13 protein-coding genes are annotated in these 16,720 nt (G+C 43.1%); 8 read left to right on the top strand and 5 right to left on the bottom strand.

Features of this window, described 5'->3' with window-relative positions:
• Positions 1 to 169: 169 nt before the first annotated feature.
• A complete protein-coding gene (locus FKX85_RS09885) occupies positions 170 to 868 on the top strand; it encodes a TVP38/TMEM64 family protein (RefSeq protein ID WP_141614570.1) in 699 nt (232 codons plus the stop codon).
• A gap of 1 nt (position 869) precedes the next feature.
• Here the strand turns inward: FKX85_RS09885 and FKX85_RS09880 are convergent, their stop codons facing one another.
• The 5 genes from FKX85_RS09880 to tilS all read right to left on the bottom strand — a co-directional run bounded on the left by FKX85_RS09880 (position 870) and on the right by tilS (position 8,686).
• Positions 870 to 2,531 (bottom strand): mechanosensitive ion channel family protein, encoded by a 1,662-nt coding sequence (locus FKX85_RS09880; protein WP_141614569.1) that lies wholly within the window; start codon positions 2,529 to 2,531, stop codon positions 870 to 872.
• A gap of 58 nt (positions 2,532 to 2,589) precedes the next feature.
• Positions 2,590 to 5,313: a hypothetical protein gene (locus FKX85_RS09875; protein ID WP_141614568.1), complete on the bottom strand. Its 2,724-nt coding sequence runs from the start codon at positions 5,311 to 5,313 to the stop codon at positions 2,590 to 2,592.
• 149 nt (positions 5,314 to 5,462) lie between these two features.
• Entirely contained in the window at positions 5,463 to 6,401 is a 939-nt protein-coding gene (gene mdh / locus FKX85_RS09870) for a malate dehydrogenase (protein ID WP_141614567.1), read from the bottom strand.
• Positions 6,402 to 6,840: 439 nt separating this feature from the next.
• Positions 6,841 to 7,356: a Crp/Fnr family transcriptional regulator gene (locus FKX85_RS09865; protein ID WP_141614566.1), complete on the bottom strand. Its 516-nt coding sequence runs from the start codon at positions 7,354 to 7,356 to the stop codon at positions 6,841 to 6,843.
• A 7-nt stretch (positions 7,357 to 7,363) separates the two neighbouring features.
• Positions 7,364 to 8,686 (bottom strand): tRNA lysidine(34) synthetase TilS, encoded by a 1,323-nt coding sequence (gene tilS / locus FKX85_RS09860; RefSeq protein WP_141614565.1) that lies wholly within the window; start codon positions 8,684 to 8,686, stop codon positions 7,364 to 7,366.
• 49 nt (positions 8,687 to 8,735) lie between these two features.
• Between tilS and FKX85_RS09855 the strand changes: the two genes are divergently transcribed.
• From FKX85_RS09855 to recN, 7 genes are all read left to right on the top strand, one after another.
• Positions 8,736 to 10,385, top strand: a complete 1,650-nt coding sequence (locus FKX85_RS09855; protein ID WP_141614564.1) for an OstA-like protein — start codon at positions 8,736 to 8,738, stop codon at positions 10,383 to 10,385.
• A 176-nt stretch (positions 10,386 to 10,561) separates the two neighbouring features.
• Positions 10,562 to 11,278, top strand: coding sequence for a T9SS type A sorting domain-containing protein (locus FKX85_RS09850; RefSeq protein ID WP_141614563.1), 717 nt, complete (start codon positions 10,562 to 10,564; stop codon positions 11,276 to 11,278).
• A 69-nt stretch (positions 11,279 to 11,347) separates the two neighbouring features.
• Positions 11,348 to 12,301 carry an outer membrane protein assembly factor BamD gene (locus tag FKX85_RS09845; protein ID WP_141614562.1) on the top strand — a complete coding sequence of 318 codons (954 nt, stop codon included), beginning with the start codon at positions 11,348 to 11,350 and terminating at the stop codon, positions 12,299 to 12,301.
• Positions 12,302 to 12,324: 23 nt separating this feature from the next.
• The gene (locus FKX85_RS09840; protein ID WP_141614561.1) at positions 12,325 to 12,645 is read left to right on the top strand and encodes a DNA-directed RNA polymerase subunit omega; all 321 of its coding nucleotides are present in this window, start codon (positions 12,325 to 12,327) and stop codon (positions 12,643 to 12,645) included.
• Between the two features lie 6 nt (positions 12,646 to 12,651).
• On the top strand, positions 12,652 to 13,851 hold the full coding sequence (gene coaBC / locus FKX85_RS09835) for a bifunctional phosphopantothenoylcysteine decarboxylase/phosphopantothenate--cysteine ligase CoaBC (RefSeq protein ID WP_141614560.1): 1,200 nt from the start codon (positions 12,652 to 12,654) through the stop codon (positions 13,849 to 13,851).
• Between the two features lie 55 nt (positions 13,852 to 13,906).
• A complete protein-coding gene (gene porD / locus FKX85_RS09830; RefSeq protein ID WP_141614559.1) occupies positions 13,907 to 14,806 on the top strand; it encodes a type IX secretion system protein PorD in 900 nt (299 codons plus the stop codon).
• Positions 14,807 to 14,967: 161 nt separating this feature from the next.
• The gene (recN, locus tag FKX85_RS09825; RefSeq protein WP_141614558.1) at positions 14,968 to 16,620 is read left to right on the top strand and encodes a DNA repair protein RecN; all 1,653 of its coding nucleotides are present in this window, start codon (positions 14,968 to 14,970) and stop codon (positions 16,618 to 16,620) included.
• Positions 16,621 to 16,720: the final 100 nt, after the last annotated feature.

Raw genomic sequence — 16,720 nt, 5'->3', positions numbered from 1 at the left:
GGTAGAAGCCAAGGATGGCGCGGAGGCCTTGACTCTATCTGGCTAGACAGGTCCTCTCAGGCAGATATCATTTTACTGGCTCTTTTAGAAGTGTTTGCCCTTCTGAGAACAGTAGTCTTCCAGTTAACCAAACAATTTTACCTAATTTGGAGGAAGATTTCATCTATCCATGGCTCGATACATTACTTTCTTAACCAATATCAAATCCCTCTACCGTCAAAATCCTCTCATGGCTATTTCGGTGCTTTGGGTAATGGTGGTCCCTGCCTTGGGCAGCATGCTCTTGGTCAGTTATGCCTATCATCACCAAGAAATCCCAAATATGGTTCAACCTGGCCTATATCTGCTCCTGATACTTGCTGGCACAATGATGATGGGCTTGGCATTATGCCCTACGACCATCCTTGCCATCCTCGCGGGATACTGGTGGGGCTGGCCGGCATTACCAGCTGTCACCATTGCCTATTCGCTGGCAAGTTTGCTCGGATACTTTGTGGGCTTAACATTGGATAAAAACAGTTTTGAGATATTGCTGGACAATTACCCCAAAGCAAAAGCCATCGTCCATAAAAAGGGCAGTGAAATGGGCAGCCTGATCTTCTTCACCAGGATCAGTCCTGTCATCCCATTTGCCCTGTCCAACATCCTTTTTGCCATGATCAAAGCAGGCTGGAAAAACATCCTTCTTTACGGATTTTTCGGTATGCTTCCTCGGACACTCATGGCTTTCGGATTGGGACTGGCAGCCAGCTCACTCACGGAGGCCTTGGACAATAGAACCGACACTGCGCAGCTATTGCTATTTATGGTGCTGCTTGCTGTGAGCATTTGGGGAATCGGTCGGTTCTTTAGATCCCCTGTCAAATAATTTACTTATTCATTTCCTTCTGGATAAAAGCATCCAATCGCTTCTTATAGGCGTCCACATTATCTTCATATATAGGCGACAGTCCTTTCTTCTCCGGGAATGTCTCCATATGCAAGGTCTGTGTAGGGAAGGCAAAATTCACACCCAATTCGTTTGCCAGCTTGACAATTTTGAGCAGGATTTCATGTCTTCCCTGTAACTCGTCCCCCCAAGTAGGCACCTCAAAAAACACATAGAACATGATGTCCAAGCTATAAGCAGACATATTGTTAAAGTACACGTTGTAGTAATCTTTTCTGGTCTGGGGATGGTTTTTGACAATTTCACGCAGCCCTTTTACAAACACATCGATCAGCTCCGGCGGTGTACCGTAAGTGATGGTAATGGTCGTATAAAATCTTCGGTACTGCCGCAGACCATGGTTATCGACCGTGGCGTCTGCTATACGGCCATTGGGAATGTACATCAGGGAATTCCTGAATGTCCGTACCCGTGTGGAACGAAATCCTACTTCCTCCACTGTACCGTCCACATCTCCACTGGTAATCCAATCTCCCACCTGGAAAGGCTTATCGATGAAAATCATCACCGATCCGAAGAAATTCTTGATTGTATCTTGCGCGGCCAAAGCAAATGCCAAACCACCAATGGACAACCCCGTCAGGAATGGCCAGATGTCCACTTGCAAACCATCTTTCAAGATAAAAAGTGATCCAACGATAATGATAAAAGCCTTCAGCGTCTTTCTGATCAGCGGCACCAACTGGTCATCTAGATTGGACTCGGTTTTATCGGCCTGTCTTTCAAAGTAGGCAGAGAGCAGGTCAGCCAATTTATAAAAAACTATGGTAATGATAAGTGGCTTGACAGCATTCAGTAAAATCACAATCCATGAAACCACCTCTATCGGCAGCTGCAATACACGAATGAATATATCCACCAACAGTACCACAAAATAGATACTGATCACCCTCGCCACCGGAAGAAGATATGTCTCTGCCACTTGCTTATAGCCAAGTTTCAGCGAAACATGAAACATCCCCCTATCCACAATGAATGTAAACAGCTTATGCGCCATAAACACAAAAAGCACCAACAAAAACATCCCACACAGTTGCCACAAGTGCAGGCCGAAGTAAACCTGCTGTCCGATTTTGGGCAGTAGGTTTAGCAATTTGGCCGTGCCATAAGGGTAGGTTTCCTTATGAAGTTCATTGATTTTGGTAACAGAATAGCTGGAAAACTTCCACTTATCCCCTGTTTTCTCCAAGAAAATTTTCGGGAGCCTGTTATTCTCATAGAAGTATTTGGCCTGATAGCTCCTGGTAGAATCTGTGAAATTTGCTTCATTGGGCACCTGCTCGACATCCACAAACACCCCTTGCCCATCAAAAACCTGCTTTAGCTTGACCACCTGCTTTCTGGCTTGCTCGGGAGTTAAATTCCCCCCTAAGGTTTTTGCTGCATTTTCTGGTTTAAAATTCTCTTCTTCCAGGTTTAGGAAAAAAGTAAGCGTGGTGGTATAAGGAGTAGACAGATTAACGTAGGAAGCAGTGTCTTCTATTTGGGGAAAATCCTCATTGATCCTCCCATCAAACCCAAAAAGACGATTACTTACTAAAAGAGTCAGTCCAAGTAAAATCAATCCAAATCTCGACGCCATGATTAGTATTTTTATATTCTTCGCAAAACTACACATTTACATGGATAACAACCCACGATCATAACGGAAGCTTATAGGCGGAAAACTGATTTTGGTGAATGGCATAGATAGTGTACTCATTTTTACTTCCTGAATATTTGATTTCCACTTTATGACTGCCATCAAGTGGCCTGGTATTCAGCAGCTCTCCCTCCAAGTTATATAAGAATATAAATTCCTGCACCCGATCGATGACCACAAAAATATTCTTATCCCCGCCAAAGCTGAAGAACTGATAGTCCAGGTTTTCAGAAACCATATTTTTTTCAAAAACCACTTCAAGCTCACTGTCCAGTACGGTGATTTTATTGTATTCCTGTACTACAAAATAATACCGGTCTCCCATTTGGTCCTTCACCAGCGAAAACCGGGTGTTCCTATCAGGCCGGAGTAGTTGGTCTCTGTAGGTTAGCTCCCCCCGGAAGTTAACGCGGATGACTTCACCTTCTGCCGTTACGGTCACGATTTGGGTGTCGCCTTTGTCACCGCGCTGGATAAGCGCATAGTCACTGGATACTCCCTCACCTAGGTTGATTGGTGCCCCTGTCTGTAATTCCCCCCTCCTGTTCAGGATATACAGCTCGCCATTTCTATTGAGCGAAACCATATAATCTCCTACTCCTGAAAGGCGATGGTGAGCAGGAGGAGCCGCTAAGGTTCCAGAAGTCTCACGAGGTGTCCAGCCTTCCAGGTTATTGCCACGCTTATCGAAAATATAAAGGTCGCCATTGGTGGTAGCGACAAAATACCGGTAATCACGTGTATGGTTATAATCCACCAAACTCATATGGGTCACTGCTTCTTGCTGAGGCAACCGGATAGGATAATCCGGCAAAGCGGTCCCTAAGCGGTCAAATGCGTAGATCATGCTTTCCGTCGCGAAAACCAGCTGGAGTTTTCCGTTTTTATAATAATCAATCTGAAAAACATCCCCTTTGATCTTGCCTTCCACGTGTTTGGAAAAGATGCGCTCTCCCTCATCATTGAAAAAGTGAATCACATTGGAAGCATCCTGAACCACAAAATCGGTGCTTTTATCATTAAAGTTTTCAAGCGTCTTGGGCCCAAACGTCAGTGGCTCGCTAAACTGAAGTCCCATGCTTTCGGTCAGTACAATATCCTTCACCGACTTTATCGGCTTAAGATTATAGCCAAGTTCCAAATTGACATATTGCTCGTCCCCGATCTCACTCAGCTGCAGGGCCATCAGGTCAATGGATTTCAACTGTGGCGCATACTTCTGAAATAGTCCCTTCCAATGCGGAGAGCTCGTCTCCAAAAGTGTATTCCAAAAACGAGGAATATTAATGATAAAATTAAACCCGGCATTTTTGGACACTCCTTCCAGAAAACGACGTTGGTTCAGGGACCTTCCCCAAGTATTGTCATTGTAAATATCGTCTACAAATATCTTTATCGCCTTCGTGGTGTTTCCCAGGACGAGCATATCCTGATATTGGGTGATGTAAGTATGCGAAAAACCCAGGAACTGTCCGTTAAACAAATGGGCCGGAAACTCCGGTTGGTTGATCAAAAACAGTTCCTGCTCCTTATAATGATCACTCAGTAGTTTGGAGGAATCTCCCTGGTTGAGGTTTAGCGTAAATCCCTTCAAAAGATCCAGTCCTTTTTCAGGATCCGTAGCCTTCAATATCAGCACTTTATCTGTATCTGAATTGGGCAGTTTTTCCAATACCATATACCCTACTTCACCACTCAGATTCTCTAAAAAGCCCTGCTGCTTAAGGTTTTTATCCACTTCTCCCATCAAGGTATTCTTCGGCTCAAAAGCAGCATTCCCAATTTGCGCTATCTGACTAATTTCATTTACGTTGTACTGATAATAAACCGCTGTTCTATTGGAAATAAAATTACTGAAGAGACTGCCTCCTCCTTTCTTGTCATTGGAAAAATTCACTTCATTGCCATCTTTATAAAACGTGAATCCATCCAAGAAAATCTTGTTTTCGGCAAACTTCAATTCCAAATTTGCCGACAAGTGGTGCTGCGAAAAGTTATTGGAAAAATCCAATTGTTCTTTTTGGGCTATTCCATTCATAAAACTGGAGACGCCCGCACTGCCAAGTCTAAATAGGCCCAAGCCATCTTTCGATTCATTTTGGGAAGCATAAAGCTCTTTATAGGCATCCTTAAAGCTCTTCAGATGATCTGACTGGACATACCGAATAGCCTCCTCTATCAAAAAGGAATTGTAACTGGCCACCACCACATTTTCCAACATCGCATAGGACAGGGTAGTATTACGGTCTGGACTTTTATACTCATAGATCGTCTCACCGCTGTGGCTCCTTGACTGGATTTGTCCAGGCTTTACTTTATCGCTAATAGACTGGATAAATTGATCCTGGCCTTTATCCTCAAAGGCTACCAAAAACAAAAAATCAAACTCCGACTTAGCAGTTGGATGCAGGGAGACAATGAACTTATTTCCGCTAAGTGTACTCTCCAACTTCCCTCCCTTTCCTGTAAGACTATCCAGCACGACCAGTTGATTTTCCACATCCTTCAGCGAAGGCACAGCAGATAAGCGCTGCCAGATAGGTTGGCTTACCAATTGGTTCCAGACCTTTACCGGCTCTTTGGTTTCAAAAACAAAAATGGCGTCATCGGACACCAAATCAATGGCATCCAATTCACCTGTAAATGCCCTGGAAGTATAGAAAAGATAACCGGTCAAACCAATCAAAAGAACCAACAGGACTACTAATAAACGCTTTAGCATACTCAACCAGTGAAAATGTTATTTACTTATAGATGTAAAATAAAGACATGAAAATGTTCTTACAAATAAATAGGGCTTTAAAAAAACAAAAATCCCGGCCAGTGCCGGGATTTCATTAACTGATTCCATTCACGCTGAACAGAAGATGCTTATTTTGAGCCGACGCTATCAAGTACGGCCATCACTTCTTTCACATGCTTTCTGGAAGTTTCCAGCAGTGCCTTTTCGTCATCATTCAAGTCCAGTTCGATCACTTTTTCGATACCGTTTTTGCCAAGAATTACAGGAACACCGAGGTAGCAATCGTCAATTCCGTATTCGCCGTCCAGTTTCACACAAACAGGGAATACTCTTCGTTGGTTTTTGAGGATTGCTTCTACCATCTGAGCGGCAGCAGAACCGGGCGCATACCATGCAGAAGTACCCATCAGCTTCACCAGCTCACCCCCGCCGAATTTGGTTCTTTCGATGATCGCATCAAGCTTATCCTTTTCGATAAGTTCTGTTACAGGGATACCTGCTACGGTGGTATATCTTGGAAGTGGCACCATGGTATCACCATGACCGCCCATCAAGATAGCCTGAATTTCTTTTGGAGACACATCAAGTGCTTCAGCTAAAAATGCACGGTAACGTGCGGTATCCAAGATACCTGCCATCCCGATTACTTTTGTACGAGGAAGTTTGGAAGTGATATGCGCCTGATAGGTCATCACGTCCAATGGATTGGAAACGATGATAATGATCGCATCTGGAGAATGCTTAACCACATTTTCGGTTACAGACTTCACGATACCTGCGTTGGTCTCGATCAGGTCGTCACGCGTCATGCCTGGCTTACGGGGCAATCCTGAAGTGATCACTACGACATCAGATCCTGCTGTTTTGGTGTAATCATTCGTGCTTCCTACTGTTCTGCTGTCATAAGCATTGATAGGAGCTTTCTGCCAAATATCAAGTGCCTTACCTTCGGCTACACCTTCTTTGATATCTACCAAAACGATCTCTTCAGCAATTTCTCTGTAAGCCAATACGTCAGCACAAGTAGCGCCCACATTACCAGCTCCAACTACGGTTACTTTAGTCATGATGTATGATTTGTTTAATTAATTTGTAGATTTTTTAAAAGCTCCGCTAAGATATTAAAGAATGGGTATTATTTAAAGCAATCAATTGATTAGTTGAAGATTGTTAAAGGATGGGGGATTTTTAGTGTTGGAAGGTTGGAAGGTATAAAAGTTGAAAGGTTTTGGGGTGGTGGCCGCGATCAGTAATAGGTCTCCGATAATTGGCCGTTATACTGGTGGCTGCGCCAGGGGACAGTCGACGTTGAGACACCAACTCAATTCGTCCAATAAAATTAAACACATCTTAATCCTCCTATTGGCAACAAGTGATTCACATGCACCACATTGTCCCATCGGGATACCTAAGTCCTTTCTATTGGGGCAGAGGCTCAAAGCCTATCAGTACTGGATCACTGAATAAGTATGTCATTGTTCTTTTCCCGAAACTTGATACTTGATTCTACTCAAACATCTGGCTTAGATTAAAGAAACCAAATGATTTGCGGTAGGATGAAAAAAGCTGATAATTTCTATTGTCATAATAAGTAGCTAGCGAAGTGAGCATCTTGGCCTTCACCTTGGGTGAGCTGTCAAAAATTTCTTTGATCGCATAGTTGGGAATCACCATAAGCTCCGCCTCTTCGGATTCTACCACTGCGGTATAGATCCGCTTGGCATTGTCCAGCAGGGAGTTTTCACCAAAGGCCACTCCTTCCCGAACTTTATAAATAGTCTCAAAATTTTCCCTGATATCGACATTCAACGACACGACACCTCCTTTTACTATATATAATGCCTGACTAGGATCATTTCTAAAAAAAACAACTTCATCCTTGCTATATTTTCGATAATGGATCGCCGGAAGGAACCTGTACATTTCCGCATACTTTAAATGATTAAAAAATTGAGTCTTTGCTAGAAACTCAAAAATCTTCAATTCCCCTTCAGTGTAAGTCCTTTTAAAAGGATTAAGCATAAATTTATTATTTTAACTTAAAATACATGACCTCATTGGTGGCGGAAGTAAGCTTAAAACGATCATCCACCCGGTATCCCACTACCCAAACCACTTCCCCGCTGGCATCGCAAAGTACCTTCACGTTATTTTTGATAATTACAGGTACTTTCAAATCTATTAAAAAATCGCTTATTTTCTTAAACTTTTTCATCCCCAGCGGCCTAAAACGATCCCCCTCCTTCCATTTCCTTAATTTCAATGGAAACACCAAGCTATTCCTGTCCAGCATCGCGTTTACTTTCTTTACATCCACGGCCACATCTCCCTCCATCACCAATATATCGTATACCTTTCCTTCAAAAGACAGTTCCAGATCAGTTTTGGCAAGGTCAAACTCAGCAAAAGGAGCTAGTTTTTCACCTAACAGCAAATGATCCCTGTCTATATTGACCATGAAATTACCTGATTCAAACCGCTGTCCCACTTCATCTGACCAAAGCACAGTCAGCATGTCCTCTATTTGGGAAGGGTTAAACCCATAATCACGTAACCAGTAATAAAGCAGACTGGACTTTCCTGGCACAGTCTCCAAGGAAGCCTTTTCCAGAAATAGTACCTGTCCCTCCCGTTTGATCGTCTGCCTTTTCCACTGGTCAAACAAATAGAAGAACGCTTTACCAGTATCTTTTAGCCTATCAAAACTCATGTGAAGTTTCTCCTCCACATGGTCATCATGTGACTTCATCAGTGGCAGCACTTCATTGCGGAGGAAATTTCGCTTATAATTACTTTGGCTGTTCGAGCTGTCCTCTCTCCATGAAAGCTGCTCGCTTACCATAAAGGCTTCCAGCTGCTGACGGGTAAAAGGCAATAAGGGCCTGATCACATGCTCCCTGATTTCGGCCATACCATACACTCCTTCGATTCCTGTCCCACGCATCAGGTTAAGCAAAATCGTTTCCAACTGATCGTCAGCGTGGTGAGCCACAATAATCCCACAAAGTTTATACTGCTGCTTTAACGCCTCAAACCACGCATAACGTAAATCCCTGGCGGCCATTTGGGTGGATATCCCGTTAGTGGAGGCGTGGTGTTGGGTATCAAAACGCTGCACTGAAATAGCTGCACCAAGTTTTTCTGCCAATTCCCTTACAAACTTTTCATCTCCGTCGCTTTCCTCACCTCGCAGACCAAAGTTGCAATGGGCGATTCTGAAACCAATCCCCGCTTTCTTCAGCAGCCAGGCCAAAGCCACACTATCAACGCCACCGCTTGTCGCCAACAAATAAGGCTTTGAGGTATCTAAAATATTTTTTGTCCGTATATGACTGATAAACTGATCGAGCATAACCCAAAAATACCATTTTTGATTAATTTTGTCGTTGATAACTTTCCAAATGCTAAAAAAGACCCTCACATATTTACTTACTCTATGCTGTTTAATTTTCAGTGCCCACCTTTCCAATGCACAGCAATCAAGGGATTTTCTTGGCTTAAACAAAGCTGACAGCATCCATAGGGTCGAAGCCACTCAAATACAAAAGGTGTACGGCAACATCATCATGAAACAAAGAGAGTTTACCATCTATTGTGACTCTGCTTATTATGACCAAAATGGCAATAAGTCTGAACTTTTTGGCAATGTCCGAATAGAAAACCCGAAGGATACCGTCACCATTACCTGCTTCTATGCCGATTATAATGGCAATACTTATTTGGCAAAATTACGTGATGACGTTGTATTCGTAAAAGCTGGAACAACCTTGTACACCGACTTTTTGGATTACAATAGAAGATCGGGAGTAGCCGACTACTTTAACTTTGGGAAAGTAGTGGACAGTACCAATGTACTCACCAGCCAAAAAGGACTATATGAAACCCAAGAGGAAAAAATCACCTTTACGGATAATGTCATTTTGGTCAACCCTGAATACACCCTAAAATCAAATATTCTCTATTATTTCACCGTCCCCAAAATCGCCGAAACCGAAGGACTCACCAATATCCGGTCAGAAAAAGGTGATGAACTCAACGCCAAAAAAGGGAGCTATTATGACACCCAAAACAAGCAGTTCAGGTTTTATGAAGGCGATGTAGAGAATGAAACCAGCAAGGTCACAGGGGATGAGCTTTTTTATGACGAAAACAAAAAATATTACGAAGGCAAAGACAATGTCAGCATCTTCAATAAAGAACGAAACATCGAAATATTTGGAGATGTAGGCAAGTATTGGGAGGAGAAGAAATATTCAGAAGTTTACGGGAATGCACTGGTGCAGAAGTATTTTGAAGCAGACACTATGTACATGACAGCAGACACCCTGATCAGTCAGGATAGTGAAACGGCAGTAAACCGCCACATGCTGGCCTATCCAAATACCAATATGATCAAGGGGGAAATGTCAGGAAGGGCTGATTCCACGGTGTACATGTATGCCGACTCCACCATTTTCCTCTATGGTGATCCTTTGCTATGGAACAATAAAAGCCAAATTTCCGCTGACAGCATCCACTTTCTCATTGCCAATGAAGATATTGACCGGGCTTTTCTGAAAGACAATGCCTTCGCCATCACCGCCGACACCATTGCCAATTTTAACCAGATCAAAGGCCGTCAGATGATTGGATACTTTGAGGATGGCGATATGAGCAGACTGGAAGTGGAAGGCAACGGAGAGTCACTTTATTTCGCCCTTGAAAATGACACCACACTCCAAGGAGTCAACTCGCTACTATGTGGCAAGATCTTCATGCATTTCGAAAATGGCAATGTGGTCAAAATCAACCATACCATTAATCCTGAGGCATCATTCACTCCTCCACATATGCTAAATGAGGAGAACTCTAAGCTTGAGGGCTTTGTCTGGAGAGCTGAAGAACGCCCTACATTGGAGATGGTGTTGGAATGGCGAACGCCAAAAAAACAACCCGAAAATCCCCAAAATCTCTTTCACGAACCTAATATACGCATCCCTTACCCTGATGAAGATGACATACAAGTCATCATTAATAATTGGCTAAAGGAGCGGGATAAAGTCCAACAATAAGCTCGTTTTCGACTTAACAATTTTTAACAAACGCTACCGCTTAAAAAAAATTTTAAAGGGGTTAACATTTTTTAACCCACTTTCCTTTAAAAGCACGAACCAAATCGGTATTTTTATACGTATAAGATTTAGAAAGTCACACACTTAAACGAATATCATATCGATAGAGCATCTACATGAAAAATTTTTTATCGCTATTCATTTTTGTTTTCATGTTTTTTCAGCTAACAACAGCTGAAGCCCAGCAAGTGCATGTCTTAAGCGAAAAGATACAGTTTACAGGTAAAATTGACGATATTCAGCGTAAATCCATTATCCTTCAAAACACTTCCAACGAGAAGAAAGAGTACATCATGAAGTTTATGAGAGGAGAAATCGGTTCTTCCCAAGACATCAAAGTTTGCATAGGAGACAATTGTTTGGATCCCAGAAAGGACATCTCCAAAATTATGGTCACCTTAGAGCCAAACGAAGTATTTACTGATTTGTATATTGAATTCAAACTGGGAATTACAGAGACCAAGGGTACCTTTGACCTGCATTTCTCCAATACCGCTAACCTAAGAGATGTTTTCATCATAGAAGGCGTGTATGAAACCTTTGCGCCAAAGGATGATGAAGCCGTTAATCATAAAGACATCTCGTTTGGAAGCGTCTACCCTAACCCCAGCAATAGAATTGCGCAAATCGACTATCAAATAAAAAATCCCAATGCGAACATCAAGCTGCTCATCAATAGTTTTATCGGCAACCCTATCGAAGAGCTCACCCTCTCCCCCCAACAAAAAACCGTACTCATCAACGTGAGTGATTTTAATCCTGGAGTTTATTTTTACACACTTATGGTAAACGGGAAAAATATAGTTACCAAAAAGCTCGTTGTCAAAAAATAAGTCTCCATACATCACTCCAAAGTAACTTTGATACCGAACCAAATTCCCTTATATTTGCAGATTGAAAATATGAAGAATACAATTAGACATATATTGCTCTTGGCAATGGTAATGACCCTTGGCGCTTGTGGAAAATTCTACAAACTAGAAAAAAGCACAAACTGGGACGAAGTATATACCGCTGCCAATGAATATTACGAAGAAGGAGAGTATAATAAGGCCATAATCCTTTATGATAAGGTACTACCTGTCATTCGAGGGAGTGAGAAATCCGAACTGGCTCAGTTTAATTATGCCTATGCGCATTTTAGACTAAAGCGTTACATTGAGGCAGCCAGCTATTTCAATACTTTTTATGAAAGCTTTAGCCGAAGCCCACTGGCGGAAGAAGCACTTTTCATGCATGCCTATTCGCTTTACCTAGATGCGCCAGATTACAACTTGGATCAAAAGAGTAGTCGGGAAGCCGTAGCTGCAATTCAGCAATTCATCAACCGTTTCCCAAGGTCCGATTCTTATGAAAGGGCTATGGGCATGATAGAAAACCTTCAGTCACGCTTTGAGAAAAAAGCTTATGAAGAAGCCAGCATGTATTACCGCCTGACAGAAGGCTTGTTCCCCGGTCAGTTTTACTTGGCTTGTATCGTAAACTTCCAGAATTTTGCAAACTCCTACCCAAACAGTGAACATAACGAAGAGCTTGCTTATAAGCTGGTAGAAGTCAGCTCAGCCTATGCTGAGCGAAGCATTTTCAACAAAAAGGAAGAACGCCTCAACCAAGCACTTGAATTTGGTGATGAATTCCAACGTAAATATCCCAAAAGCGGATACAAAAACGAGGTAACATCCTTAATGGAAGAAACCAAAGAAGAGCTTGCCTCTCATCAAAAGATGAAAAAACAATACGATGAGATCAGGAAGCTAGAGCAAGAGGCGAGAGAAAAGCAACAAAAGGAAGCGGACGAAAAACAAGAGCTAGAGCAAGCAGTCACTCCTGAAACAGGAGCCAATTCCAATAAATAAGAGAAAACAAACAATTGAATCATATGGCAGTTAATCCTTCAATTATCACTAGAGACTTGGACAAAGTAGCCGATGTATCCGGTAACTTGTATGAGTCCATCCACATCGTTTCCCAAAGAGCAAAACAAATCTCTTTGGCCACTAAAGAAGAACTCAACACTAAATTGTCCGAGTTTGCTTCTACTGTGGACAACTTGGAAGAAGTGTTCGAAAACAAAGAACAAATCGAAATCTCCAAGTTTTATGAAAGAATGCCAAAACCTTCTACGCTGGCGATGGAAGAATACATGGAAGGAAAAGTACACTTCAGAAGGCCTGAAGAGGAAAGCGAAGAAGAACTATAATAGCAGATGCAGCTGCAGGGCAAACGCATATTACTGGGTATTACAGGCAGTATTGCCGCCTACAAAGCAGCTCACCTGACCAGGTTACTGGTCAAAGAAGGAGCAGAAGTACAGATCATCATGAGTACTTCTGCTCTTGATTTCATCCCCCCCCTTACCCTTTCGACCCTATCCAAGAGACCTGTCCATCATCAATTTCACAAGGATGAAACAGGAGAATGGAACAATCATGTAGAACTTGGCCTTTGGGCAGACCTTTTTATTATTGCCCCATTAAGTGCCAGCACCCTTTCGAAACTTGCCAACGGCAATTCCGATAACCTGCTTACCGCCACTTACCTGTCGGCCAGATGTCCTGTGATGTTGGCTCCCGCCATGGATTTGGACATGTACCGGCATTCTTCCGTAACCACCAACCTCGCTACTGTAAAAACCTACGGCAACATCCTTTTGGATGCTGAAAGTGGGGAACTTGCCAGTGGACTAAGTGGTCAAGGAAGAATGATGGAGCCTGAACATATCCTGGAAAGGGTGATTACGCACTTTCACACCTCCAATGACCTAAATGGTCAAACCGCTTTGGTGACCGCCGGGCCGACCCACGAGGCTATTGATCCAGTGCGATACATCGGCAATCACTCCAGTGGGAAAATGGGGGTGGCCATTGCTGAAAACATGGCCAAAAGAGGGGCAAAGGTTACCCTTGTCATGGGACCATCGCAAGAGACAGCCCGTCATCCCAACATCACCACCATCCACGTAATAAGTGCACGGGAAATGTTTGAAGCAGCCCAAAAAGCTCATCGTACCACAAAGATCAGTGTTTTTGCTGCGGCAGTAGCTGATTATGCGCCAGCGGATCAGTCCAAAGAGAAAATCAAGAAATCAAGCGATGACCTGAGCATTTCCCTAAAAAAGAATATTGACATCGCCGCTACGCTTGGAAAAAATAAGTCCGCAGAACAATACCATGTGGGATTTGCCCTGGAGACCAACCAAGAGGAAGAAAATGCCCTGGAAAAGCTGAAGAAAAAGAACTTTGATTTCATAGTGCTCAATTCCATGAAGGATAAAGGAGCAGGTTTTAAGCATGATACCAATAAAATCACCATCTACCATAAAACCGGCAAAAAAGAAGCCTCCCCATTATTAGCCAAAGTGGATGTGGCGGCTTTGATCGTGGACAACATCGTAAAAGACCTTTAGCGGAAAGCTTATTCCGACTTTATTTTTTTATATTTAAGGGCAACATTTGGAGCATATGAGAAATAACCTCTTTTTACTCTTTTTACTTTTATTCACCACCTTCCAAGTGACGGCACAGGAGCTAAACTTCACCGTCACCATCAACAGTGAACGTGCCAGGACCCAAAACAAGGATATCTTTGATCAAATGAAAAACTCCTTTGAACAGTTCCTCAATGGGCGAAGCTGGACCAGCGATCAATTTGACGCCACTGAAAAGATCAAAGGAAACATGCTTGTCACCATTAACGACATGCCTCAAGTGGGGTATTTTGAAGCTACTGTTCAGATCCAAGCTGTCCGACCGGTATATGGCACCAGCTATGAAACCCTTACCTTGAATTTTGTAGACAGGAACTGGAATTTTGAGTTCAAGGAATCCCAGCCAATGGAATTTAACCGCTATTCCTACCTGAATGAAATCACTTCCCTGCTAGCCTATTATGCCTACATCGTGATCGGGATTGACTACGACACCTTTTCTCCCGAAGGAGGTGAGCCGTATTTCGAAATTGCCAATAACATTGTCTCCAATGCCCTTCAATCCTCAAAACTCGGCTGGGAACAAGATCCCAGTAATCGACGAAACCGATACTGGCTAATAGATGAACTTTACAGTTCACAAGTTACCAGGGCGATTCGTGAAGCCTTTTATCTATATCATCGCCGGGGACTTGACATGCTGAGCAAAAATCCCGAAGAAGCCTATCAAAACATATTGAAGGCCCTAAGTAACCTTGCAGATGTCAATAACATACAACCAAACAGTATTTTGACCATTTCCTTTATGGATGCGAAATCAGACGAAATCGCTAAAGTACTCAAAAATGCCCCATTGGAGATCAAGGAACAAGCGGTGGATTACCTCCTACAAGTGGACCCTAACAACGCCAGAAAATACAATGACATCCTGTAAAGGGGAATAATGGAGTGTGCTGCCGGTAATAAGGCATGGGATTGAGAACAAGATGTTTGCAATTTCACGGTAAACCTTTCCAACCTTACCACCTTTCAACTTTACAACGATAAAATTCCTCGTAACTTTACATTCGCTAAGCTGAAAACCGATTTTATTTTATGCTAAAGAACCTGAGCATTACAAACTATGCACTGATCGAATCGCTGGAAATGGGGCCATCCCCAGCACTGAACATGATTACCGGAGAAACAGGAGCCGGTAAATCCATCATGCTCGGCGCTATCGGACTACTACTCGGGAACCGGGCGGACACCAAAGCACTTTTCGATGACGAAAAAAAATGCATTATTGAAGGGGTTTTTGAGATCGGTAATTATGGTCTGGAAAGTTACTTCCAAGCTGAAGACCTAGACTATGAAGTCCAATGTATCATTCGCAGGGAAATCTCCCCTTCAGGAAAATCAAGGGCCTTTGTCAATGACACTCCCGTAAAACTGGACATCCTCAAATCCCTGGGCAAGTCATTGATGGACATTCATTCCCAGCACGACACCCTGCTTTTGGCCGCAGGCGAATACCAGCTGGGTCTGATCGACGCTTATGCTAGTACCCAATCGGAAAAAGAGCACTATTCGACGGCCTTCAAAGCCTATAAAAAATCACGGAAAGCATACGAAAAGCTCCTTCATGAAGCAGGAGAATTACGTAAAGAAGCCGATTTCAACCAGTTTCAGCTAGAGGAGCTTTCTGCGCTACAACTTCAAGATGGAGAACAGGAAATACTGGAAAACGAACAGGAAGTCTTGGACAATGCCGAGGAAATCAAGTCCAAAATCAACGAAAACCTCCAATTGCTCCAAGGTGATGAGATAGGAGTCTCCGCCCTGCTGATGCAGATCAATCAAGGATTTCAGCAACTGACCAGGTACAGTAACCGCTTTAATGAGCTCAGAGAGCGATTTGACAGTGTGTGTATTGAAGTGAACGATATTGCCGCCACGCTGGAAGATGAGGATAGCAAAGTCGAAGTAGATTTTGACAAATTGGAAGAAATCAGGGAACGCCTCAGCAAAATCTACCAACTCCAAAAAAAGCATGGTGTACAAACAGTAGAAGAGCTGATGACATTGGAAAAAGAATTGGCTGACAAAGCCTTTCAGATCGGCAACCTCGATGAGGAATTGGAGCAGTTAAAATCCGACACTGAAAACGCTTGGCAGACACTTTCCCAAGCTGGGCAACTACTTTCCCAAAAGCGCCAAAAATGCTTCAAGGGATTTGCTAAGGAAATCACAGTACTGTTGGCCAATTTAGGCATGGAGAACGCCACTCTTGAAATATCCCATCAGAATGTCGATCCGATCGCCACTGGCATGGATGAAGTGGAAATTCTCTTCACAGCCAATAAAGGAGTAAAACCCCAACCGATCCGCCAAGTGGCTTCAGGTGGGGAATTCTCCAGACTGATGTTTGCCATCAAGTACATCATGGCCGATAAGGTCGCCTTGCCAACGTTGATTTTTGATGAAATCGACACAGGAATCTCCGGTGAAGTAGCCCTCCAAATGGTCAAGATGATGCAGGAAATTGCCAAAAGGCACCAAGTCATCTCTATCAGTCACCTTCCACAGGTCGCTGCAAAAGGGGACAAGCACTATTTCGTGTACAAAGACAACAGTGCGGCCAAAACCATTAGTAAAATCCGCGCCTTGAACCAGGAAGAGCGAATAACAGAAATTGCCAAAATGATCGCAGGAGCCAATCCTTCTGAAAGTGCTGTACAAAGTGCCATGGACCTATTGGGAGAGTAAGACCACTCAATTTGATGTTTAACCCGGATTCTACGTCTTAGAATCTGAATCTAAAAGCTCTTATTGAGGCAATTGCCAAAAGTTATGGTTTGTGGAAAAA

The organism is Echinicola soli (assembly GCF_006575665.1).
GTDB lineage: Bacteria > Bacteroidota > Bacteroidia > Cytophagales > Cyclobacteriaceae > Echinicola > Echinicola soli.
The sequence above is the reverse complement of the archived record's forward strand: the minus strand, read 5'-3'. Positions and strand labels throughout refer to the sequence as shown.